21 protein-coding genes and 1 tRNA gene are annotated in these 23,257 nt (G+C 70.7%); 2 read left to right on the forward strand and 20 right to left on the reverse strand.

Annotated features, from left to right (window positions below):
• Window positions 1-34 precede the first annotated feature (34 nt).
• From ACFO3J_RS05205 to ACFO3J_RS05300, 20 genes are all read right to left on the reverse strand, one after another.
• Window positions 35-850 carry a F0F1 ATP synthase subunit delta gene (locus tag ACFO3J_RS05205; RefSeq protein ID WP_386426533.1) on the reverse strand — a complete coding sequence of 272 codons (816 nt, stop codon included), beginning with the start codon at window positions 848-850 and terminating at the stop codon, window positions 35-37.
• Window positions 847-1,401 (reverse strand): F0F1 ATP synthase subunit B, encoded by a 555-nt coding sequence (locus ACFO3J_RS05210; protein WP_386426534.1) that lies wholly within the window; start codon window positions 1,399-1,401, stop codon window positions 847-849. The genes ACFO3J_RS05205 and ACFO3J_RS05210 overlap by 4 nt, the downstream gene beginning before the upstream one ends.
• Before the next feature lie 40 nt (window positions 1,402-1,441).
• Window positions 1,442-1,690 (reverse strand): ATP synthase subunit c family protein, encoded by a 249-nt coding sequence (locus ACFO3J_RS05215; protein ID WP_093736492.1) that lies wholly within the window; start codon window positions 1,688-1,690, stop codon window positions 1,442-1,444.
• A gap of 82 nt (window positions 1,691-1,772) precedes the next feature.
• Window positions 1,773-2,582, reverse strand: a complete 810-nt coding sequence (gene atpB / locus ACFO3J_RS05220; RefSeq protein ID WP_386426535.1) for a F0F1 ATP synthase subunit A — start codon at window positions 2,580-2,582, stop codon at window positions 1,773-1,775.
• Window positions 2,583-2,831: 249 nt separating this feature from the next.
• On the reverse strand, window positions 2,832-3,245 hold the full coding sequence (locus tag ACFO3J_RS05225) for a hypothetical protein (protein ID WP_386426537.1): 414 nt from the start codon (window positions 3,243-3,245) through the stop codon (window positions 2,832-2,834).
• Window positions 3,246-3,564: 319 nt separating this feature from the next.
• Window positions 3,565-4,872, reverse strand: a complete 1,308-nt coding sequence (locus ACFO3J_RS05230) for an MraY family glycosyltransferase (protein ID WP_386426539.1) — start codon at window positions 4,870-4,872, stop codon at window positions 3,565-3,567.
• A 290-nt stretch (window positions 4,873-5,162) separates the two neighbouring features.
• The gene (locus ACFO3J_RS05235; RefSeq protein ID WP_386426613.1) at window positions 5,163-5,747 is read right to left on the reverse strand and encodes an arsenate reductase/protein-tyrosine-phosphatase family protein; all 585 of its coding nucleotides are present in this window, start codon (window positions 5,745-5,747) and stop codon (window positions 5,163-5,165) included.
• A gap of 149 nt (window positions 5,748-5,896) precedes the next feature.
• Window positions 5,897-6,544, reverse strand: a complete 648-nt coding sequence (locus tag ACFO3J_RS05240) for an L-threonylcarbamoyladenylate synthase (protein ID WP_386426540.1) — start codon at window positions 6,542-6,544, stop codon at window positions 5,897-5,899.
• A 70-nt stretch (window positions 6,545-6,614) separates the two neighbouring features.
• Window positions 6,615-7,460 (reverse strand): peptide chain release factor N(5)-glutamine methyltransferase, encoded by an 846-nt coding sequence (gene prmC, locus ACFO3J_RS05245; protein ID WP_386426542.1) that lies wholly within the window; start codon window positions 7,458-7,460, stop codon window positions 6,615-6,617.
• A 14-nt stretch (window positions 7,461-7,474) separates the two neighbouring features.
• On the reverse strand, window positions 7,475-8,554 hold the full coding sequence (gene prfA, locus ACFO3J_RS05250; protein ID WP_386426615.1) for a peptide chain release factor 1: 1,080 nt from the start codon (window positions 8,552-8,554) through the stop codon (window positions 7,475-7,477).
• 108 nt (window positions 8,555-8,662) lie between these two features.
• Entirely contained in the window at window positions 8,663-8,890 is a 228-nt protein-coding gene (rpmE, locus tag ACFO3J_RS05255; RefSeq protein ID WP_386426543.1) for a 50S ribosomal protein L31, read from the reverse strand.
• Window positions 8,891-9,106: 216 nt separating this feature from the next.
• Window positions 9,107-10,240 carry an LCP family protein gene (locus ACFO3J_RS05260; RefSeq protein WP_386426545.1) on the reverse strand — a complete coding sequence of 378 codons (1,134 nt, stop codon included), beginning with the start codon at window positions 10,238-10,240 and terminating at the stop codon, window positions 9,107-9,109.
• 222 nt (window positions 10,241-10,462) lie between these two features.
• A complete protein-coding gene (locus tag ACFO3J_RS05265) occupies window positions 10,463-12,229 on the reverse strand; it encodes a trypsin-like serine protease (protein ID WP_386426547.1) in 1,767 nt (588 codons plus the stop codon).
• Between the two features lie 219 nt (window positions 12,230-12,448).
• A complete protein-coding gene (gene rho / locus ACFO3J_RS05270) occupies window positions 12,449-14,512 on the reverse strand; it encodes a transcription termination factor Rho (protein WP_386426548.1) in 2,064 nt (687 codons plus the stop codon).
• Between the two features lie 384 nt (window positions 14,513-14,896).
• Window positions 14,897-15,820, reverse strand: coding sequence for a homoserine kinase (gene thrB, locus ACFO3J_RS05275; RefSeq protein WP_386426550.1), 924 nt, complete (start codon window positions 15,818-15,820; stop codon window positions 14,897-14,899).
• Window positions 15,821-16,134: 314 nt separating this feature from the next.
• On the reverse strand, window positions 16,135-17,226 hold the full coding sequence (gene thrC, locus ACFO3J_RS05280) for a threonine synthase (RefSeq protein ID WP_386426551.1): 1,092 nt from the start codon (window positions 17,224-17,226) through the stop codon (window positions 16,135-16,137).
• A 7-nt stretch (window positions 17,227-17,233) separates the two neighbouring features.
• A complete protein-coding gene (locus ACFO3J_RS05285) occupies window positions 17,234-18,526 on the reverse strand; it encodes a homoserine dehydrogenase (protein ID WP_386426553.1) in 1,293 nt (430 codons plus the stop codon).
• A gap of 251 nt (window positions 18,527-18,777) precedes the next feature.
• The gene (gene lysA, locus ACFO3J_RS05290) at window positions 18,778-20,169 is read right to left on the reverse strand and encodes a diaminopimelate decarboxylase (protein WP_386426555.1); all 1,392 of its coding nucleotides are present in this window, start codon (window positions 20,167-20,169) and stop codon (window positions 18,778-18,780) included.
• Window positions 20,170-20,280: 111 nt separating this feature from the next.
• Window positions 20,281-21,423, reverse strand: a complete 1,143-nt coding sequence (nrtL, locus tag ACFO3J_RS05295) for an ArgS-related anticodon-binding protein NrtL (RefSeq protein WP_386426557.1) — start codon at window positions 21,421-21,423, stop codon at window positions 20,281-20,283.
• Between the two features lie 185 nt (window positions 21,424-21,608).
• A complete protein-coding gene (locus ACFO3J_RS05300) occupies window positions 21,609-22,052 on the reverse strand; it encodes a response regulator (protein ID WP_386426559.1) in 444 nt (147 codons plus the stop codon).
• A gap of 216 nt (window positions 22,053-22,268) precedes the next feature.
• Between ACFO3J_RS05300 and ACFO3J_RS05305 the strand changes: the two genes are divergently transcribed.
• Both ACFO3J_RS05305 and ACFO3J_RS05310 read left to right on the forward strand, forming a co-directional pair.
• Window positions 22,269-22,340 (forward strand) — tRNA-Arg (locus ACFO3J_RS05305).
• A 274-nt stretch (window positions 22,341-22,614) separates the two neighbouring features.
• Window positions 22,615-23,193, forward strand: coding sequence for an RICIN domain-containing protein (locus ACFO3J_RS05310; protein WP_386426560.1), 579 nt, complete (start codon window positions 22,615-22,617; stop codon window positions 23,191-23,193).
• The last annotated feature ends 64 nt before the right edge of the window (window positions 23,194-23,257 follow it).

Below are 23,257 nucleotides of genomic sequence, written 5' to 3' on the forward strand. Positions count from 1 at the left end.
GATGCTTGTTGAGTTGGTGTTGAGACGGTGACCGTCAGCCGGCCATCCGCCGGGCCGCCTCATCGAGGCGGTCGGAGATGGCGCCGTTGATGACCTCGTCGCCGATGCGGATCCGCAGCCCGCCCAGGACCGTCGGGTCCACGTCCAGGTTCAGGTGCACCTGCCGGCCGTAGATCCTGGCCAGCGAGTCGGCCAACCGCTGCCGCTGCCGATCACTCAGCGGAGTCGCCGAGGTCACTTCCGCGACCATCCGGTTGCGGCGGGCCGCCGCCAGCTTGGACAGGGATTCGATCCCGCTTTCCAGGCTACGTCCTCGCGGCGCGGTGACCAGCCTGGTCACCAGCCGTTCGGTGACCGGATCGGCGCGGCCGCCCAGCAGGGAGTGCAGCAGTCCGGCCTTGGCCTCGCCGCCGGACACCTGGTTGGCCAGTGCCGAGCGCAGCTCGCTGCTGCCGGACAGGATCCGGCCGAACCGGAACAGCTCGTCCTCCACGTCGTCCAGCGCGCCCGCGCGCTGGGCGGCGATCAGGTCGGCGATGTCGGCGAGCTCCTCGACCGCGTCCACCAGGTCGCGGGACCGCGACCAGCGGGAGCGGACCAGGCCGGACAGCAGGTCGAGGCTGTCCTCGCCGATCTGGGCGCCGAGCAGCCGCCGGGCCAGCTCGGCCTTGGCCTCGCCGGACTTCGCCGGGTCGCTCAGCGCCCGGCGCAGCGTCCCCTCGCGGTTGAGCAGCGCGGTGACGGAGGCCAGCTCCGAGGCGAGCCGCGCGACGTCGACCGACGTGTTGTCGGTCAGCGCGTCGAGCTGCTCCCGGGCGGCGTGCAGGGCCTCGCGGCTCGCTCCGTTCACCGGGTCGCCTCGGCGGTGGGCGCCGCCCCGTCGAGTCCGTCGAGGAAGCGGTCGATGGTGCGGCTCTGCCGGGCGGAGTCCTCCAGGGCCTCGCCGACCAGCTTGCCGGCCAGCTCGGCGGCCAGCTTGCCGACGTCCTGCCGCAGCGCGGCGGCCGCGGCCTTGCGGTCGGCCTCGATCTGCGCGTGGCCGGCCGTGACGATCTCCTCGCGCTGACGCTGGCCCTCGGCCCGCATCTCCGCGATGAGCGCCGCGCCCTGCTCCTGCGCCTCCTGGCGCAGCCGCGCGGCCTCGTGCCGGGCCTCGGCGAGCTGGGCGCGGTACTGGTCGAGAGCCTGCTGCGCCTCGGTCTGGGCGGCCTCGGCCTTCTCCATGCCGCCTTCGATGGCCTCCCGGCGCTCGTCCAGAACCTTGTTGATGTTCGGGAGGAGCTTCTTGGCAAGGAAGATGAAGACGATGGCGAAGGCGATCAGGCCGATGATGAGCTCGGGAATCGGCGGGATCAGCGGGTTCTCCGCGTTACTGGCCGCCAGCGGTACCAGGGCGATCACATCAGTGCCTTCCGTCTGTGGGTTCCGTCGTCAGCCGAGATCAGGAGGGGTAGACGAACGGCATGACCAGACCGATCAGGGCGAGCGCCTCGCAGAAGGCGAAGCCGAGGATCTGGTTGGCGCGGATCAGGCCGGCCGCCTCGGGCTGGCGGGCCAGCGCCTGGGTGCCGTTGCCGAAGATGATGCCGATGCCGACGCCGGGGCCGACGGCGGCCAGACCGTAGCCGATCGAGCCGAGGTTGCCCTTGATCGATACGGCGGCGAGCGTCGCGTGCGCGAGTGCGGACATGCCGGGGACTTCCTTCTCTTTCACGGACCGGTGGGGGTTGGCCACCGGAACATCTGTCAGGGTCGTAAGGGGGGCGGGGTGCTCAGTGGTTCTCGGCGAGAGCGCCCTGCACGTAGTTGCAGGCCAGCAGCACGAACACATAGGCCTGAACGGCCTCGATGAACAGCTCGAAGGCGATGAGCACGACGGTCATGACGAACGACACGCTCGCGTAGATGATCCCGATGCCGTTGAGCAGGTACCAGCTGGCGATGGTGAACAGCAGCAGCAGGGTGTGGCCGGCGAACATGTTGGCGAACAGTCGGACCGCGTGGGTGAACGGCCGGACCAGCAGGTTGGAGAAGAGCTCGATCGGCACCGAGAGGACCAGTACCTTGCCGAGGTTCTTGTCGTAGCCGGAGATGTTCTTCAGGGCGCCGACAAAACCGTGCTTCTTGAAGGTCAGGAAGAGCCAGGTGACGTAGACGATGATCGCCAGTGCCGCCGGGAACGAGATGATCGACGTCACCGGGAACTGGGCGAGCGGGATGATCGCCCAGATGTTCATGATCCAGACCGTGAAGAACAGCGACACCATCAGCGGTACGTACTTCTCGCCGGCCTTCTTGCCCATCGTCTCGTAGACGATCCCGCGGCGGACGAAGTCGTAACCCGCCTCACCGATCATCTGCAGTTTGCCGGGGACCACCTTGGGCCTGCCGAAGGCGGCCCAGAAGAAGGCCACCACCACCACCGTGCTGAGCAGCGCCAGCAGGATCGGCTTGTCGAAGTGGAAGCCGTCGACAGTGAAGATCGGACGGAAGTGGAACGAGTGCAGTCCCGGGGCCGGAAAACCGCATCCGTCGAAGATGTGGCAGTTCGTCTCGAAGGCGAGAACCTGGTCAGCACTCACCGAGAGCTCCTTCAGCGTGACGCATGGGTACGGCAACCTCGATGTGTCGGCGCGGCGCTGAGCCGCGGAACGGCACTGGACAGGTGGTACGGATGTGGGGGCGGCGGGTCGGCGCTGAATCCAGCGGCGAGAAGGACCGGGTCACCGCTCGCCGCACCTCAGCCGCAGTTGAGTCGGGACGATAGCAAATGAGCGAGCGGCTCTTTACAGGGGCCCTACCCCGGTGGCCGGGGCGGTCGTGCCCGGAGGTCACGACGCGGTCCCCGCCGACTCGGGCTCCACGTACAGGATCTTGGCCTTCATGTGCGCCCTGGCCTGCGCGGCGATCCAGACGAGCGCGGCGGCCAGCAGCGAGAAGGCGAAGGCCCTGGTGTTGAAGAGCGAGGTGTCCCGGAACGCGGCGAGCACGATCGCGAGCAGCAGGATCTGCACCGTGTACAGAGCCAGACCCATCATCTGGAACAGCGACGGGTAGGTCTTCGCGGTGCGTTGCAGCACCACCATCCCGATCGCCATGAAGGCGATCACGACCAACGTGCCGGCGGCGGCGCCGATCGCTCCCTTGCCGCCGGCCATCGCACCGCTGACAACGGTGGCGATGGCACCGGCCGCGGCAGTGGGGACGGTGCAGTTCAGGAGGGTTCGGACGTCGTTGGACTGCATGGGGGCAGCTCCTCCGGCGGGAGTTGGGGAAAGCGGATGTCGTCGGAGACGAGCGTATCCGGGGCTGGTCGAGGCTGAAGACGTGCCTCACGCCGGAAGACCGTCGCACTATGGTCTTTCGGCTGTTTCCCGGGTTTCGTGAACGGTATCACAAAGTATTTGATCCGGTCTTTACCATGGAGATGTGCTGCCCGTCACACGCACGAGCTACCGACACGCTGCCAATGACCCACTCATACGAGTGAGTTGACCGATTTGACCGAATTGTCCAATACCCACAGTGGAATTCATCCGGCGTTTCCGGTGAATTCAGCTGAATTCACCGGTGACTGTCCACCGGGCGCCGGCGGTCCGGCAGCTGGGAGCGGTCGCCGATCGCGGTCGAGCCGTTCAGCGCGGGCGGATCGGCGGACAGCATCTCCTGCTCGGCGGCGGCAGCGGCGGCCGCCAGCCGGCGACGGCGGCGCCGGTAGCGCGGCGGCACCAGCGACTCGGCCCAGTGCGGGGCCCGCGGCCGGACCCGCGGCAGCAGCAGCACGACCAGGCCCACCGCGCTCAGCGAGGCGATGACCAGCACGATCAGCAGGCTGGAGGAATTCACCGAGAACGCCACCGCGGCGAAGGCGATCAGCGCCGACCAGAAGTACATGATGAGCACGGCCCGGCTGTGCGAGTGCCCGATCTCCAGCAGCCGGTGGTGCAGGTGACCGCGGTCGGCGGCGAACGGCGACTGGCCCTTCCAGGTCCGGCGCACCACCGCGAGCACCAGGTCGGCGGCCGGGATGGCGATCATCGTCAGCGGCAGCAGCAGCGGCATGTAGACCGGCACCATGAAGTGCACGGTGCTCCGGGGCGACCCGGTGAAGTCGGTGATCACATCCGGGTCCACCTGGCCGGTGATCGAGATCGCGCCGGAGGCCAGCACCAGGCCGATCAGCATCGACCCCGAGTCGCCCATGAAGATCCGCGCCGGGTGGATGTTGTGCGGCAGGAAGCCGACGCACATCCCGATCAGGATCGCGCTGAACAGCGTCGCGGGCGCGGCCGCCTCGACGCCGTAGCCGTACCACATGCGGTAGGCGTACATGAAGAACGCGATGGACGCGATGCAGACCACACCGGCCGCCAGGCCGTCCAGGCCGTCCACGAAGTTGACCGCGTTGATGGTGATCACGACCAGCGCCACGGTGAGCAGCGTGGACTGGACGGGGGTGAGCGCGACCGGGCCGATGCCCGGAACCGGCAGCCACAGGATGGTCAGGCCCTGCCAGACCATCACACCGGCGGCGATCATCTGCACGCCCAGCTTGATCAGGGCGTCCACGCCCCACTTGTCGTCCAGCACGCCCAGCAGCCAGATCAGGCTGGCCCCGGACAGCAGCGCCCGCGGCTCGGTGGACTGGGTGAAGACATCCCCGATGTTGCTCAGATGCGCGGCCACCAGGAGTCCCGCGCACAGTCCGCCGAACATGGCGATGCCGCCGAGCCGCGGCGTCGGTTCGCGGTGGACGTCACGCGCGCGGATTTCCGGCATGGCACCGGCCGCGATGGCGAACTTCCGTACCGGGCCGGTCAGCAGATACGTGACGGCGGCGGAGACGCACAGGGTCAGCAGATACTCGCGCACGGGCAGCCTCCGAGGTGATCGGGGGCGCAGCCGAGATGCGCACGCGTCCGGGGGTTCCTCACAGCGTCACACCCTAGTGGTGACCGGGCCGGGACGGCGAACACCTGTAGAGACTCACAGGGAGCCCGGACGGTTGCGGTGACCTCCGACTGGGTATCGCGGGATTCCCCGCGCGGTCCCGGCACCTTCGAGAGGCGTCCCGGCGGCTTTCCAGCGGCCTCCCAGCGGCGTTCCGGCAGCTCCCCGGTGGTATGCGGCGCCGGGGCCCCGGCGGACGGCAGGAGCCGTCGCTAGACGGCCGCCGGGGCCGGGATGCCGGTCAGGGCGGTCACCACCGGGTCGAGCGCGGTGTGGATCTCCTCGCCGATGCTGCGGAAGTACGACACGGGAGCGCCGTAGGGATCGTGCACCTCGTCCGCGTCCGGGCTCGGCGCCAGCAGCCAGCCGCGCAGCGCGGCGGCGGCCCGCACCAGGGCGCGGGCCCGCTCGGTGACCCCGCCGTCGGGCAGCGTGGCCTGGTCTATCGCCCGGACCAGCCGGGTGAACTCCTTCAGCGTGAAGGTCCGCAGGCCCGCGGCGTGGCCCATCGAGATCACCTGGGCGCGGTGGTCGCGGGTGGCGGTCAGCACCAGGTCGGCGCCGATCACGTGGTCGTCCAGCAGCTCCCGGCCGGTGAAGCCGGCCGGATCGGCGCCGAACTCGGTCAGCACCGCGGCGGCGTGCGCCTCCATGGGCGCGCCCTCGTGCCCCCAGGTGCCGGCCGACTCCACCAGGATGCCCGCGGCGCCGTCACCGAGCCGCCGGGCCATGCCGTGCCGCATCAGCCGCTCGGCCATCGGCGAGCGGCAGACGTTCCCGGTGCAGACGTGGAGCACCCGGAAGACGTCGTCGCTCTGCCCGGCGGTGACGTACCCGGGGACGTAGGCCGGGACCTGCCCGGTGAGCTGTGCCGGCAGCTGCCCGTTGAGCTGCGCCGGGACCCCACCGGGGAGGGTGAGACCCCGTATGCCACGCCCGTCGGGCGTCAACTGCGGACCTGCAAGTCGGGGACGACCTTGCGCAGCTCCTCCGCGCTGATCGCCCCGGCTCGCAGCAGCACCGGAACCCTGCCGGTCACGTCCACGATGGAGGAGGGCACCGCGGCGGGCGTGGGCCCGCCGTCCAGGTAGACGGCCACCGAGTCGCCCAGCATCGCCTGCGCGGCGTCGCAGTCCTGCGGTGAGGGCTGGCCGGTCAGATTGGCGCTGGAGACCGCCATCGGCCCCGTTTCGATCAGCAGTTCGATTGCGACCGGGTGCAGCGGCATCCGGACCGCGACGGTGCCGCGGGTGTCGCCCAGGTCCCAGCGCAGCGACGGCTGGTGCTTGGTGACCAGGGTGAGCGCTCCCGGCCAGAAGGCGTCCACCAGCTCCCACGCCTGCTCGGAGAAGTCGGTGACGATGCCGTGCAGGGTGTTCGGGGACCCGACCAGCACCGGCGAGGGCATGTTGCGCCCGCGGCCCTTGGCCTCCAGCAGGTCGCCGACCGCCTCGGCGTCGAAGGCGTCCGCACCGATTCCGTAGACCGTGTCGGTGGGCAGCACGACCAGATCGCCGCGCTTGACCGCCGAGTCGGCCTCTCGCAGACCGGTGATCCGCTCAGTCGCGTCGGAGCAGTCGTATCGCCGTGCCATTAGCTGACCTCCAAAGACGTACCCAAAGACATACCCAAGGACGGGCCCCGGAAGGTATCAGGGGACCCGCTCACGGCCGAGCCTTACGCGCCGTGGTGAACCGGGGGCGGTTGTTGAGATCGGGGTGGTCGGCCGCGTCCGCCCAGCCCGCGTCCTCCTTGAAGATCCAGGGGACCTGGCCGCCCTGGGAGTCGGCGTGCTCGACGACGACGACGCCGCCGGGCCGCAGCAGCCGGTGCGCGGTGCGCTCGATGCCGCGGATGGTGTCCAGGCCGTCCTCGCCGGAGAACAGGGCGAGTTCGGGATCGTGGTCGCGGGCTTCCGGCGCCACGTACTCCCACTCGGTGAGCGGGATGTAGGGCGGGTTGGAGATCACCAGGTCGACTTGGCCGTTGAGGTCGGGGAAGGCGCTGAGCGCGTTGCCCTGCCGCAGGTCGACCTTGCTGCCCGAAACGTTCTTGCGGGCCCATTCCAGGGCCTGTTCGGACAGTTCCACGGCGTGCACCCGGGAGCGCGGCACCTCTTGGGCCAGCGCGAGCGCGATGGCGCCCGAACCGGTGCACAGATCGACGATCAGCGGTTCGGCGACGTCCATCGCCCGTACCGCGTCTATGGCCCAGCCGACCACCGACTCGGTCTCCGGCCGGGGCACGAACACCCCCGGGCCGACCTGGAGTTCCAGATAGCGGAAGAACGCGCGCCCGGTGATGTGCTGGAGCGGTTCGCGGGCCTCGCGGCGCGCGACCGCCTCCCAGTAGCGCGCGTCGAACTCCGCGTCGGCCACGCTGTGCAGCTCGCCGCGCTTGACGCCGTGGACATAGGCGGCCAGCTCCTCGGCGTCGAAGCGCGGCGAGGGCACGCCCGCGTCGGCGAGTCGCTGGGCGGCCTGCGCCACCTCGGCGAGCAGCAGGTTCACGGTCGCTTCCCCTCTCAGCTGCCGTCGCCGGCCGCGGCCAGCTTGGCGGCCGAGTCGGCGTCCACACAGGCCTGGATCATCGCGTCGAGGTCCCCGTCCAGTACCTGGTCCAGGTTGTACGCCTTGAAGCCGACACGGTGGTCAGAGATACGGTTCTCCGGGAAGTTGTAGGTGCGGATGCGCTCGGAACGGTCCACGGTACGGACCTGGCTGCGGCGGGCGTCGGACGCCTCCCGCTCGGCCTCCTCCTGCGCGGCGGCCAGCAGCCGGGAGCGCAGGATGCGCATCGCCGACTCCTTGTTCTGCAGCTGGCTCTTCTCGTTCTGGCAGGAGACCACCAGGCCCGAGGGCAGGTGGGTGATGCGGACCGCGGAGTCGGTGGTGTTGACCGACTGCCCGCCCGGTCCCGAGGAGCGGTAGACGTCGATCCGCAGGTCGTTGGGGCCGATCTCGACCTCGACGTCCTCGGCCTCCGGAGTCACCAGCACACCAGCCGCGGAGGTGTGGATACGCCCCTGCGACTCGGTGGCGGGCACCCGCTGCACCCGGTGCACGCCGCCCTCGTACTTCAGCCGGGCCCATACGCCCAGACCCGGCTCGTGGCTGGCCTTGGCCTTGACCGCGACCTGGACGTCCTTGTAGCCGCCGAGGTCGGAGGCGTTGGCGTCCAGGATCTCGGTCTTCCAGCCGACGCGCTCGGCGTACCGCAGATACATCCGCAGCAGGTCGCCGGCGAACAGCGCGGACTCCTCGCCGCCCTCGCCGGCCTTGACCTCCAGGATGACGTCCTTGTCGTCGCTGGGATCGCGCGGGACCAGCAGCAGCCGCAGCCGCTCGGTCAGCTCATCGCGCTGCTTCTCCAGCTCCTTGACCTCGGCGGCGAACTCCGGGTCGTCCACCGCGAGTTCGCGGGCGGTGCCGATGTCGTCACCGGTCTGCCGCCAGGAGCGGTAGGAGGTGACGATGGGGGTCAGCTCGGCATAGCGCTTGTTGAGCTTGCGTGCGTTGGCCTGGTCCGCGTGCACCGCGGGGTCGGCAAGCTGCTTTTCGAGGTCGGCGTGCTCGCCGATCAGTTCCTCGACCGCCTCGAACATCATGGGGTCCCTGCTGAGAAAGGTGGCGAAAGAAGTAGGGGTGCGGACGACAAAGCGCCGGTCCGGTCACCCTGGGGCGGGCGACCGGAGACCGGCGCTTTCGGGTCGCTACTTCTTGGCGGACCCGGCGGCCGCCTTGCCGAAGCGGGCCTCGAAGCGGGCCACGCGGCCACCGGTGTCGAGGATCTTCTGCTTGCCCGTGTAGAACGGGTGGCACGCGGAGCAGACCTCAGCGCGGATCTGGCCGCTGGTGTCGGTGCTCCGGGTGGTGAACGACGCGCCACAGGTACAGGTCACCTGGGTCTCGACGTACTCGGGGTGAATCTCGCGCTTCAAGGGATGCTCCTAGTTTCGGGAGGGCGCCGGGTCGCAACCGCGGATTGCGGATACGTGAACCGGGGCCAGCGGTCCAGTCTGCCAGGACCGACCGCATCTGCCCAAACCAGGGGGTGGCGCCATTCATTCCCGCCGGTCGTTCCCGCAGGTCGCCCCGCCGGTCGGTACGAGCTGGCCGGCGCCCGCCGGTCGTTCCCGCCGTCCGGTCCCCCGGCGTCAGTGCCCGCCCGACGGGCTGGGCTTCGGGGCGGGCCCCGGGCCGATCACCCCGCCGCCGCCCGGGTGGGCCGCCACCGAGCCCGCGGTGGCGTCGGCGGGGATCGGCCGGTCCGCCCGCAGGGCGGCCCACACCTTCGCGGCCTGTCCGCTGATCGGCTCCACCCGGTTGGGGTCGCTGACCGCGTACCGCACCGGCAGCGTCACCGTGTAGACCCGCCCTGAGCCCAGATGCTGCACGCTCTGGGCCAGTCCCATCAGCCGGCCCACCGAACCCAGCCCGGTGTCGGTGGTGACCGCCCTGGTGGCGGTGTCGGCGACCGAGAACAGCTTGGTCGGGCTGTTCAGCACGCCGAGCCCGTCGGCCCGGTTCATCAGCGCCTTCATGAAGGCCTGCTGCAGCTCGATACGGCCCAGGTCGCTGCCGTCGGCGACGCCGTGCCGGGTGCGGACCAGGCCGAGCGCCTGCTCGCCGTTCAGGGTGTGGGTGCCGGCCGCGAGCCTCAGATGGCTCTTGGGGTCGTCGATCGCGCGGGTGGTGGTCAGCGGGACCCCGCCCAGCGCGTCGACCACGTGCTTGAAGCCGGTGAAGTCGACCTCCACGTAGTGGTCCATCCGCAGTCCGGTGAGCTTCTCCACCGTCTTGACCGCGCAGGCGGGGCCGCCGGCCTGGTAGGCGCTGTTGAACATCACCGTCCGCTCGGCCGGCACCACCTTGCCGCCGGGCTTGTCGCAGGCCGGACGGGCCACCAGCGTGTCGCGCGGGATGCTCACCACGCTGGCGGCCTTACGGCCCCGCTCCAGGTGCACGATCATCGCGGTGTCGGACCGGGCGCCGCTGGCCCGGCCGTATTCGGCGTTGGCGCCCGAGCGCGAGTCCGAGCCGAGCACCAGGATGTCCAGCGCGCCGCTGGGCAGCGGCTTGGGCCGGTCGCGGCCGAGCGCGCGGTCGATGTCGACGCTGTGGATGTTGTCGTTCAGCCGGTAGTACAGATACCCCGCTCCGCCGCCTCCGACCAGCACCAGGCCCGCCGCGGTGAAGGCCACGACGCGCAGGACCCCATGGCGGCGTCTGCGCCCCGCTGACGCCCCCAGTGGGCTTGACCCGCTCCGCGGTGGCTGATCGTCCCGCATCGGCGGCACCTCGGCTTCCCTGGTCTGAATCGGTCAGACATTCCATCGTGCGCCCGGATGCCCCGCTCCGGCATCCGGAGAAGACAAGGGCGAGAGGGCCCGCCGGAAAGCCGAAGCGCCCGCGCGGCCCCTGGTGGGGGCCACGCGGGCGCCTTTTCGGTGACTTCGCTGGGTGACCGGAGTCGCAGCGAATACTACTGTACGTAATGATGCGGCCGGAACTCAGCCGATCAGGTTGTACATGTTCCAGCCCGTACCGATCTTCACCGAGGACGCGAGCGCTCCCGATCCGGCCTGGCCGGTGCCCTTGAAGAGGTAGAACGAGCCGGACGGGACACGGGCCAGCAGGTCCGCGCGGCCGTCGCCGGAGAAGTCCCCGACGGTGACCAGCTTGTCGTAGCCGTTCCAGCCGGTGAAGATCAGCACCGGCGCCAGGAACGGCGCCGAGGCCTTGCCGGTGCCCTGCAGCAGGTACAGACCGCCGGTCTTGGTGTCACGGGCGAGTACGTCCGCGATGCCGTCGCCGCTGAAGTCACCGTGGCCGATGACCAGGTTGTACTGGCTCCAGTTCAGACCGGTCAGGACGGCGGTGTTGAACAGCCCGTTGCCCTTGCCGGAGTAGATCCACAGCCGGCCGGCCGAGTCCTCGCTGAGCAGGTCGGGGATGCCGTCACCGGTGACATCACCGGGGACCAGCATCGCCTTGACGGCCTTCCAGTTGGTGCCGATCAGGGTGTACGAGTACGACGCCCGGTCGGCGGTGCGGTGACCCATGAACACATTGCCGCTGCCGGTCGCGCGCAGGATGTAGTCCTGGTATCCGTCGCGCTCCAGGTCGGCCTGGATCACCGTGTTGTAGTTCGCGAACGAGGCGGGGGCGGTCACCCGGCTCTTCACGCCGGTACCCGTCGACGCGTACACGTACGACGCGCCGGCCGGGGTCTGGGCGATCACGTCGGCCTTGCGGTCCCGCGTGATGTCCGTGTTGTTGATCTGCGCCTGCACCACGCCGCTGAACGCCGAGAACCTGCTGAACACATCGTAGGTTCCGGGCACGTTGCAGTCCTGGACGTCGGAGCTGACGCCCCACGAGACCACACCGATCAGCTTGCCGCCGACCACCAGCGGACCGCCGGAGTCGCCGGAGCAGGTGGTCTTGCCGGTGGCGTCGTCGCCGGTGCCGCCGATACCGCCGCACATCATGTGCGCCGGGATGAAAGCGTTCGGGTCACCGAGGTCGGTGTCCAGCTCGTCCGCGCACGCGGTGTCGCCGTTCACCGGCAGAGCCAGGCTCTGCAGGTTCTCGGCGAGGTTCTGGCTGTTCGGCACCGAGTCGGTGACGCCCCAGCCGTAGACCTTGGCCTGGGTACCCGCCTGGTAGAGCGCGGAGTCGTTCGGCGTGGCCAGCGGCAGGGTCGGCAGGTTGAAGGGGTGGTCCAGGGTCAGCAGCGCCACGTCGTTGTCGATCGTGCTGCTGTTGTACCCGGAGTTCACCCACTGCGAGCTGATACCCGCCACCGGGCTGTCCTCGGTGCCACCGAGGACGTCGCTGCCGGCCACGATCACGCCGTTGTCCGCCCAGTCGAGGCCGGACACGCAGTGCGCCGCGGTGAGCACCTTGTTCTGGGCGACGAGCGTGCCGCCGCAGAACTCGCCACTGCCGTCGCTGTTGAAGTAGAAGAGCTGAACCATCCACGGCGCGGCGCTGATGCCGGTCGTGGTGCCGCCGATGATGCGCGGCTTGGCGGTGTTTCCTGTCGCGGTGGTGCTTGCCGCCGCCTTCTCGGCGATCGGCAGCTGCGCCACCACGTGCTGCACCCGCTCCCGCAGCTGTGACTGCGTGACCGTGGTGCCCCCCTGGCCGTCCGTGACGGGGCCGGCCTGGGCCGGGGCCGTCAGGATCAGACTCGCGGCGCCGACGGCCAGCGCGGTGAGCGGGGCGGCGACAGCGAGACGTGCCCGCCGGCCACCCTTGAAGAAGTGAGTCACATGGCTCCTGTCGTGGAAGAAAAATGCCCGGCGGCCGTCAAACGAAGCGCGGCTGCACCGGACTTGCGCACAGGAGGTTCCCCCCAACCTGTGGCTGAGAGATCATATGACTAACAAAAGAACCCGCCCCCCGGCAGGCACCGAAGGGCGGGTAAAATTCAGGCAAACAGCCTGAGTTGAGCGTTTGGCCGGTCGGCGTGCCGACCGGCCGTCGTGCGGTCAGTCGTTGTTCTGACCCGGTGTCGTCTTGGCGATCTGCATCAGGAACTCGGCGTTGGACTTGGTCTGCTTCATCTTGTCCAGCAGCAGTTCGATCGCCTGCTGCGAGTCCAGCGCGTGCAGCACCCGGCGGAGCTTCCAGACGATCCCGAGCTCGTCGCGGTCCAGCAGGATCTCTTCCTTGCGGGTACCGGACGGGTCGACGTCCACCGCCGGGAAGATCCGCTTGTCGGCGAGCTTGCGGTCGAGCTTGAGCTCCATGTTGCCGGTGCCCTTGAACTCCTCGAAGATCACCTCGTCCATCCGCGAGCCGGTCTCGACCAGCGCGGTGGCCAGGATGGTCAGCGAGCCGCCGTCCTCGATGTTGCGCGCCGCGCCGAAGAAGCGCTTCGGCGGGTAGAGGGCGGTCGAGTCGACACCACCGGACAGGATGCGGCCCGAGGCCGGCGCCGCCAGGTTGTAGGCGCGGCCCAGCCGGGTGATGGAGTCCAGCAGCACCACCACGTCGTGTCCGAGCTCCACCAGCCGCTTGGCCCGCTCGATGGCCAGCTCGGCGACGGTGGTGTGGTCCTCGGCGGGGCGGTCGAAGGTCGAGGAGATGACCTCGCCCTTCACCGACCGCTGCATGTCGGTGACCTCTTCCGGACGCTCGTCCACCAGGACGACCATCAGGTGGCACTCGGGGTTGTTGGTGGTGATCGCGTTGGCGATGGCCTGCATGATCATGGTCTTACCGGTCTTCGGCGGGGCCACGATCAGACCGCGCTGGCCCTTGCCGATCGGCGACACCAGATCGATGATCCGGGTGGTCAGCACGCCCGGGTCGGTCTCCAGGCGGAGCCGGTCCTGCGGGTACAGCGGAGTGAGCTTGTTGAACTCCGGACGGCCGCGGCCGGAGTCGGCGGCCATCCCGTTGGCGGAGTCCAGCCGGACCAGCGCGTTGAACTTCTCGCGGCGCTCGCCGTCCTTGGGCTGCCGTACGGCGCCGGTGACGTGGTCGCCCTTGCGCAGGCCGTTCTTGCGGACCTGGGCCAGCGAGACGTACACGTCGTTCGGGCCCGGCAGGTAGCCGGAGGTCCGGATGAAGGCGTAGTTGTCGAGGATGTCGAGGATGCCGGCGACCGGGATCAGCACATCGTCGTCGGCGACCTGCGGCTCGCCGGGGCCGCCGAACTCCTCGCGGCGGTTGCCGCGGCCGCGGCGGTCGCGGTAGCGGCCCCGACGACGGCCGCGGCCGTCACCGAACTCGTCGTCGTCCTGCGGGCCGGCGCCCTGGCCGCCCTGCTGCTGGCTCTGGCCGCCCTGGGACTGGCCGCCCTGGCCGTTGCTCTGGCTCTGGCCGCCCTGGGCGCCCTGACCGCTCTGGCCGCCGCCCTGCTGCTGCCGGTCGCGGTCACCGCGGTTCTGGCGGCTGCCGCCGTCACCGCCGTCCTCGCCGCGGTTGCGCTGGCGGTCGCGCTGCCGCTCACGGCGGTCGCCGCGCTGGCCGCGCTGGCGGTCCTGGCGCTCGTCGACGGAGCCCTGCGGCTTGCCGTCGCCGCCCCGGCCGCCCTGGCCCTCGGCGGTGTCGACCGCGGCCTCGGCGGCGCGGTCGGCGCGCTCGGTCCTGGCCACGGTCGCCGCGGGCGCGGCCACGGTGGCGGGCTCGCCGGCGGGCTGGCCGGGAATCTCGATCTGCTGCGGCTCCGGCGGCGCGGTGACGGTCGCCGCGGCGGGCTCGGCGTCGGCCTGCTCGACGCGGGTCCGCGAAGTGGCCCGGCGCTTGGGCTTGTCGGCCACGGCGGTGTCGGCGACGGCGGCCGGCTGGGCGGTCGTACCGCCGCCTGCCTGCCGTTCCTTGATGGTCTCGATCAGCTGGCTCTTGCGCATCCGCGCGGTGCCCTTGATGCCAAGGCCCGAGGCGAGTTGCTGCAGTTCGGCCAGGACCATGCCGTCCAGACCGGTACCGGACCGGCGTCGCCGTGAGGCACTGGCCGTGGCAGCACCGGTAGCAGGCGCGGCGGCATCGGACGCGGCGACAGTGTTGTCTGCGCGCACGCCCATCAGATCGGTGGTGTCGCTCACGAAGGGTCCTTCCCTGGAGCGGACGTCGGCCTGTCTGGCTCGGCGACCGGTCGTGCTGTCCGGATCTGGGCGTTTCCGCTGCTCAGAGCCGGGGCGGTGGTCCGCCTGATTGGCGGCAGAAAAACATACGTGCTCGGTACGGAGAGAACTCGGGAGAACTCGTACCGAATCCGGAGCGTGCTCGACACTGCGCGGGCGGGGTGTCCGAATTCCCCGGTCAGGCTGCCTGTGCGGTGTGGGAGGCTCCCGGAAGAAGTGTCGTCCCATGGCGTTTTCCAGGACGGCGACACAGCGCATCGCGCCCATCGGGCGGCGAATGCTGGCTTGAGATTAACACTACCGGATCCAACAGATATTCCCCCTCTCTACGCCCGGCAATCGTGTTCACTGCCCCCCTGCGAGCGGCAGCACGCTGGCCCCGACGACGTCGAGTGCCAGGCGGTTGGCCGCCCAGCCCTCGCCCGCGAACCGGGAGACCTTGTCGGCGGCCTCCTCGTCGGTCAGCGCCAGTACCGTCGGCCCGGCCCCCGATACGACGGCGGGCACGCCTTCCGCGCGCAGCCGGCCCATCAGCGCCAGGCTCTCCGGCATGGCGGGCGCCCGGTAGTCCTGGTGCAGCCGGTCCTCGGTGGCGGGCAGCAGCAGCTCGGGGCGCCTGGTGAGCGCCTCCACCAGCAGCGCGGCCCGGCCGGCGTTCACCGCGGCGTCCACATGGGGGACGGTACGCGGCAGCAGTCCGCGGGCGACCTCGGTGAGCAGCGGTGTCGCGGGCACGAAGACCACCGGAACCAGCGACGGGGCCGGGTCCATCCGGACCGCGCGGGCCGCCCCGCCCTCGGTCCAGGCCAGGGTGAAACCGCCGAGCAGACACGCCGCGACATTGTCCGGATGGCCCTCGATCTCGGTGGCCAGCTCCAGCAGCGCGACGTCGTCGAGCACGGCGGGCCCGCCTATCGTCACCGCGCGGGCGGCGATGATCCCCGCGCAGATGGCGGCGGACGACGAGCCGAGGCCGCGGCCGTGCGGAATACGGTTGGCGCACACCACTTCCAGCCCGCGCGGCTGACCGCCGAGCAGATCGAACGCGGTCCGCAGCGACCGTACGACCAGGTGTTTCTCGTCCCGGGGCAGCGTTTCCGCCCCCTCGCCCGCGATGTCCACATGCAGACCGGCGTCGGAGACGCGGACCACCACGTCGTCGTACAGCCCCAGTGCCAGGCCGAAGGCGTCGAACCCGGGGCCCAGATTGGCGCTGGTCGCGGGGACGCGCACTCGTACTGCGGCGGCGCGGAACGCGGGACCGGCCATCGTTCGACGAATCTCCTTGTGCGGTTCGCCCTCCGGGCACGGCTCCATTGCCGGGCGGCGGGGCGGGAGGTGGCGATGCGCGGGGCATCCGCCGGGATTCGGGGCACGCTGCGGTGCCGCTGGGCCCAGCCTATCGAAGGAAGGTTCTTCCGCGACATAGGGCGCACGCACCGCGCGTGATGCGTGTCGCCCGGTGGGCGTGCGCCCCGGTCACCCTGCCCGGCCAGCGGCCGCCGCTGGCCGCGAACGCCGGGCCGGCTGATGTCTCAGCCGGCCCGGCGTTGGGGGACGCGCGGGTGAGTGGACCCGGGGCGTCAGGCGAGCCCGAGCTGGCTCGCGGCGGCGTCCGCGTCCACCGGTACCGTGACCGGCTGCGGGGCGCCCGCGACGGCCCAGTCGGGGTCCTTGAGGCCGTTGCCGGTGACCGTGCAGACGATGCGCTGCCCGGGGTCCACCTTGCCCTCGTCGGCGGCCTTGAGCAGACCGGCCACCGAGGCGGCGGAGGCGGGCTCCACGAAGACGCCCTCCTTCGCGGCCAGCAGGCGGTAGGCGGACAGGATCTGACGGTCCGTCACCGCTTCGATGAGCCCGCCGGACTCGTCGCGCGCGGCGACCGCGTACTGCCAGGAGGCCGGGTTGCCGATCCGGATCGCGGTGGCGATGGTCTGCGGGTGGCGTACCGGCGCGCCGTTCACGATCGGCGCCGAGCCCGACGCCTGGAAACCCCACATCCGCGGCTTGCGGGTGGCCGCGCCGTCCGCGGCGTACTCGCGGTAGCCCTTCCAGTACGCGGTGATGTTGCCCGCGTTGCCGACCGGCAGGATGTGCACGTCCGGCGCGTCCCCGAGCGCGTCCACGATCTCGAAGGCGGCTGTCTTCTGGCCTTCGATACGCGCCGGATTGACCGAGTTGACCAGCGCGACCGGGTACTTCTCGCTCAGCGCCCTGGCCAGCTCCAGGCAGTCGTCGAAGTTCCCGTCGACCTGGAGGATGCGGCTGCCGTGGACGAGCGCCTGCCCCATCTTGCCGAGCGCGATCTTGCCCTGCGGCACCAGCACGGCGCACACCATGCCGGCCCGCACCGCGTAGGCCGCGGCCGAGGCAGAGGTGTTGCCGGTGGAGGCGCAGATGACCGCCTGGGCGCCCTCCTGCTTGGCCTGTGAGATGGCCATGGTCATACCGCGGTCCTTGAAGGAGCCGGTCGGATTGGCCCCCTCGACCTTCAGATAGACGTCGCAGCCGGTCCGTTCGGACAGCAGCTGGGCCGGGACGAGCGGAGTGCCACCCTCCAGCAGCGTGACCACCGGGGCGTCCGCCGCGACCGGCAGCCGGTCCCGGTACTCCTCGATGATGCCGCGCCACTGGTGGGTGCCGGACATTCGGGGCTGATCGATGGTTGCGTTCATAGCGGGTCTACTCCCCTTCCACGCGCATGATGCTGGCGACGCCGCGTACGGTGTCGAGTTTCCGCAGGCTGGAGACCGTCGCCGAGAGCGCGGCGTCCAGCGCGCGGTGGGTGACGACGACGAGGGAGGCCTCGCCGTCCTTGCCCTGCTGCCGCACCGTGTCGATCGACACATCGTGCTCGGCGAACACCGTGGCGACCTGAGCCAGGACGCCTGGTTTGTCCGCCACATCGAGGCTGATGTGGTAGCGGGTGACCACATCTCCCATCGGGCTGACCGGCAGTCGCGTGTACGCGGACTCGCCGGCCCCGGTGGTCCCCGCCAGCTTGTTGCGGCAGGCCACCACCAGATCACCGAGAACGGCGGAGGCGGTGGGCGCGCCACCGGCCCCGGGACCGTAGAACATCAGCCGCCCGGCCGCCTCCGCCTCGACGAAGACGGCGTTGTACGCCTCCCGTACCGAGGCGAGCGGGTGGGTGAGCGGGATCATCGCGGGGTGCACCCTGGCGGTCACCGAGCGGCCGTCCGCCGCGCGCTCGCAGATGGCCAGCAGTTTGACCGTGCAGCCCATCTTCCGCGCGGACGCGATGTCGGCGGCGGTGACCTCGGTGAGGCCCTCGCGGTGCACGTCGTCGATGGTCACCCGGGTGTGGAAGGCGATCCCGGCCAGGATCGCGGCCTTCGCGGCGGCGTCGAAACCCTCCACGTCGGCGGTCGGGTCGGCCTCGGCGTAACCGAGGGCGGTGGCCTCGTCCAGCGCCTCGCTGTAGCCGGCGCCGGTCGAGTCCATCTTGTCGAGGATGAAGTTGGTGGTGCCGTTGACGATGCCCAGCACCCGGTTCACCTTGTCGCCCGCGAGCGACTCGCGCAGCGGCCGGATCAGCGGGATCGCCCCCGCCACGGCGGCCTCGTAATAGAGGTCCACGCCGTGCTCGACGGCCTTGGCGTGCAGACTGGCCCCGTCGGCGGCGAGCAGCGCCTTGTTCGCGGACACCACCGAGGCGCCGTGCTCGAAGGCGGTGGTGATCAGCGTACGGACCGGCTCGATGCCGCCGATCACCTCGATGACCACATCGAGGTCGCCGCGCTTGACCAGCGCGGTGGCGTCGGTGGTGAGCAGCTCGGTGGGCACGCCCGCGCGGACCCGGTTGGGGCGGCGCACCGCGATCCCGGCCAGCTCGACGGGGGCGCCGATCCGCTCGGCGAGGTCGTGGCTTTGCGTCGTCATGATGCGCGTGACCTCGGAGCCGACCACACCGCAGCCCAGCAGCGCCACTTTCAGCGGACGCGTACGCATCATCCGACCTCGTCTCTCGTACAGGTTTCCCGTGCGGGCCCCGTGCGTGCCTGGCGGCGCGGCGTGCGCAGCGGGTGGCGTGGGGCTGATTCAGCTCCTGGCGTCCGGCTGGTCCGGCTCGTGCGGCTCGGTGGGGCCTGTGCCGAACCAGTCTCACGCACCGGACGGGAGAAGCCACACACCGTCCGGATCGCGAGACCGGCCGGGCGGCGGTGTTTTTTGGCGTCCGCCCGTCGATCGCGCGCCTTTTCCGCTCAGCCGACGTCGAGCCGCAGCAGATCGTCCTCCGTCTCCCGGCGGACGATCACCCTGGCCTGTCCGTCGGCGACCGCGACGACCGGCGGCCGCAGCGCATGGTTGTAGTTGCTGGCCATCGCCCGGCAGTAGGCGCCGGTGGCCGGAACGGCGATCAGGTCGCCCGGCACCAGGTCGGCCGGCAGGAACGCGTCCTTGACCACGATGTCGCCGCTCTCGCAGTGCTTGCCGACCACCCGGCTGAGCATCGGCGCCGCGTCGCTGGTCCGGGAGACCAGCGCGACGCTGTACTCGGCGTCGTAGAGCGCGGTGCGGATGTTGTCCGACATGCCGCCGTCCACGCTCACATAGGTGCGCAGGGACTCCAGCGGCTTGATCGTGCCGACCTCGTAGAGCGTGAAGGCGGTCGGGCCGACGATCGCCCGTCCCGGCTCGACGGACAGCCGCGGCGCGGTGAGCCGGGCCGCCTCGCACTCGCGGGCGACGATCTCGGTCAGCGACTTGGCGATCTCCTGCGGCTCGCGCGGGTCGTCGTCGGGCATGTAGGCGATGCCCAGGCCGCCGCCGAGGTCGATCTCCGGCAGCTCGACGCCGTGCTCGTCCCGTACCGCGGCGAGCAGCGAGACCACTCGGCGGGCGGCCACCTCGAAGCCGGCCATGTCGAAGATCTGCGAGCCGATGTGGCTGTGGATGCCGACGAGTTCGAGGCTGTCGAGATTCAGCACCCGGCGGACCGCCTCGGCGGCCAGCCCGTCGGCGAGCGCGATGCCGAACTTCTGGTCCTCGTGCGCGGTGGCGATGAACTCGTGGGTGTGCGCTTCCACGCCGACGGTCACCCGGATCTGCACCCGCTGCCGCTTGCCCTGCTCGGCGGCCTCGGCCGCGACCCGCACGATCTCCTGGAAGGAGTCCAGCACGATACGGCCGACCCCGGCCGTCACCGCCCGCCTGATCTCCTGGGCGCTCTTGTTGTTGCCGTGCAGCGCGATGCGGTCGGCGGGCATGCCGGCGTCGAGGGCGACGGCCAGCTCGGCGCCGGAGCAGACGTCGAGGTTGAGCCCCTCCTCGTACAGCCACTTCACGACGGCCCGGGACAGGAACGCCTTGCCCGCGTAGAACACGTCGGCGTCCTCGCCGAAGGCGGCACGCCAGGCACGGCAGCGGGCCCGGAAGTCGGCTTCGTCGAGGAAGTAGGCGGGGGTGCCGAATTCCTCCGCCAGGGCGCGGACGTCGAGCCCGGCGACCTCGGCGGCGCCGTCGGCGTTACGGGTGACGGTCCGGGACCAGATGCGGGGGTCGAGGCGGTTGAGGTCGGCGGGCGGGGCGGCGTAGTGCCCTTCGGGCAGGACGTCGGCGTGGCGGGGGCCTGCGGGGTGCGCGGAGCGGCTCACGGGTGGGGGTGCTTTCCTTTTGGCGTTGGCGTTGGCGTTGGCGGGAGGTGGGGCTTGCGCGGGGCGGGGGCCGGGCGGGGGCGGGGTGCGGGCCGGGTTGTCATGACCGGCTCACATGTGGTCGGGGGCGCTGATGCCGAGCAGGTCCAGGCCGCCGGCGAGTACGACGCCGGTCGCGTCGGCCAGCCGAATCCGGGCGGCGTGGGCGGACGAGGGTTTCTCGTCCCCCTTCGGCAGCGGCGGGCACTCGTCGTGGAACCGGAAGAACGCGTCGGCCAGCCGCTCCAGATGCCGCGCCACCCGGTCGGGGGCCCGGCGCCGCGCCGCGGTCTCGATCACCCGCGGGAAGTCGGCGATCAGCCCGAGCAGCTCGGTCTCGGCAGGATGATGATACGGCGCCGGGTCCGCCTGCTGCGGGGCGTCGACCGGTACGCCCAGGTCATGGGCGTTCCGTACCAGCGCCTGGGTGCGGGCGTGGGCGTAGCGGACCCGGAACAGCGGGTTGCTCTCGCGCTGCTCCAGCAGGTCGGGGGTGAGGCGGGGGGTGTCCTCGCCGGGGGGGCGCAGCAGGGCCCAGCGGGTGGCGTCGGAGCCGAGGGGCGGGGCGGGGGCGCCGGGGGCGGGTGCGGGGGCGGTCGGCCCGCCGGGGGCGTCCGGCGGGCCGGGCTCGGGCGGCTCGGCGGCTTCGAGCGGCTCGGCGGCCTCGGGCGGCTCCTGGACGGTGACCGTCTCGGTGACCGTCTCGGTGGGGGCGCCGGGGGGCGTCCCGGGCGGGGCGGGGGCGCGGCCGGCGGCCACCCGGAGCAGCCGGTTGACGACTTCCGCGACGAGCTGCCCGCGCAGCGCACCCGGCTCCCCCGCCACCACCGGGAGGGCGCCCTCGGCGCCCGCTGCGTCGTCGGCCGAGCCGTCCCCGTAGCCGTAGCGCGCCCGCTGCTCCCGCACCTGCCGTACGACATCGCCGTACGCGCCCGCGCTGAGCGTGATGTTCAAGAAGCCGCGCCCGGCGATCTCCACCTGGGCGATGCCGGACTGCTTCTCCAGCCGCCGGGCCAGGATCTCGGCCACTTCGTACGGCGTCCGCCCGGCCGGCCCGGCCAGCTGCAGGGCCACGTTCGTCGCGTAATCCCCGCACCCGGGCCGCGGCGGCCGCCGCACGATCACCGTCTCGGGCACCACCACCCGCAATTCCTCCGCCTCCACGGCACGCCGCACCACACCGATCACGGCACGGGACAACTCAGCGGGAGTCACAGCAGGAAGCCTAGGCGAGCCCACCCCCCTCTTGCCGAGCGGGTTTTCACCCGGGTGGTCGGTGAGTCCCGGGCGGGGGGAGGCGGCGCCGCGCGCGGCGCGGGACGCGACCCGACAACGGGCGTCCGAACGGATCCAGACTGCCCAGCCCCGGCGGCCGAAGCTCAAACGCCACCGGCGGAAGCTCAGGCCCCACCGGGCGTAGCGGCGGCCTGCCCGCGGGGCTGCTCCGGAGGCGGCTGCTGGGGCGGCGGCGACCCGCGCCCGACCAACCTCCGCACCGTGTCCACGAGATGCCCCGGCTCGAAGGGCTTGCCCACATAGGCGTCCACCCCGCCCGGCCCGCCGGCACCCTCGGGCAACGACCCCGCGCTGACCATCACGATCCCGATCCCCCGCGTCCTCGGATCCGCCCGCAGCCGCGCCGCCGTCCGCACCCCGTCCAGCCTGGGCATCACCACATCCAGCGTGATCACATCGGGCTGCACCGTGTGCACGATCTCCAGGCACTCGGCACCATCAGCCGCGGTCACGACCTCGAAGCCCTCCAGCTCGAGGTTGACCCTGATCAGCTGCCGGATCACCTTGTTGTCATCAACAACAAGCACCCGGCCGGACGCGCCCGCCACACCAGAAAGCCTAGGCGTGCCCCTCGCGATGCGTCCGCGTTTTGCCCATTTCTTCCCCGCCCGGAGTGAAACCCCCTCTCCCACCTGCCCCAACCCACCCCACCGCACCCCCAACCCCCGCCCCCACCCCTCCCACCACCCCCAAAAACCCCGTACACGTCCACCCCGCGCAAGCTGGTAGTGTTCTTCCCGTCGCCCCGACCAGGGGTAACACCAGCCCCCGTAGCTCAGGGGATAGAGCAACGGCCTCCGGAGCCGTGTGCGCAGGTTCGAATCCTGCCGGGGGCACCCAGCACTGGGTGCCAAAAGACCCCGCCATCAGCCACAACGCTGAGCGCGGGGTCTTTGTACGTGTGCGGCCAGATGCGGCCGGCGGCAGCTGTTTGCCAGTGATCACGTAATGACGACGTAATGATCTTGGTGACCGACACAGCGGCTCTCCCGCCCCAAGGGCAGCCTGACCAGCCTCTTGGGCAACTCCGCTGCCAACGGCGATGGCCGACGCCTGCGGAACATTCGCATCATCGCACCAAGCGCCACGACGCCTCTCTACCCTGATCCCGTGGCTACGAGAGAAACCCAATTCAACGCGGAAATCGGCCTTTTCCCCTTCTTGAAGATCACCGCCACCGACGTGGGGGCCTTGTTCAAGAATCGTCGGCGCCAAGGGAGCAGCCAACCCGGACCGGTAATGATCGTATCCGTAAGCTCCGGACTTGCACTCGACACGGCCTTTCACAGCTCGGACGGTTCACATCCCCACCTGTGGCCGCCGCATGGTCAACCCCATCAGTTGTGGCGTCTCATCGCCTCCGGTCATGAGGGGGAGGTACGCATAGTCTCCCTCAGCAACGGGCTCTTCCTTGACGGTCGCGATGGGGGCGATGGGAGCCATACACAGATGCGGGGCGAAGAAAAAAACGCTGCCTGGCAGCGGTGGAGTCTGACAGCGGCCCCGGGAAACCGCTCGCACTACCTCGTCAACGCCGGAACGGGCAGGGTGCTCGACAGCCCGCACGAGGCAGAGCGCGGCACATGGCCGGTCATGTGGACCAAGCACGACGGCGAGAACCAGCGCTGGCTACTCACCATGCCCCTGGCCGCTCCACCCGACTATTCCGCCCCTCCCCACACCTTCTGAACGGGCCACACAGACGGCAACTGCCTGACAGCAATGACCACTGTCAGTGACACGACGGGAGTCC

It is taken from the genome of Streptomyces polygonati (genome assembly GCF_042650325.1).
Classification (GTDB): Bacteria; Actinomycetota; Actinomycetes; order Streptomycetales; family Streptomycetaceae; genus Actinacidiphila; species Actinacidiphila polygonati.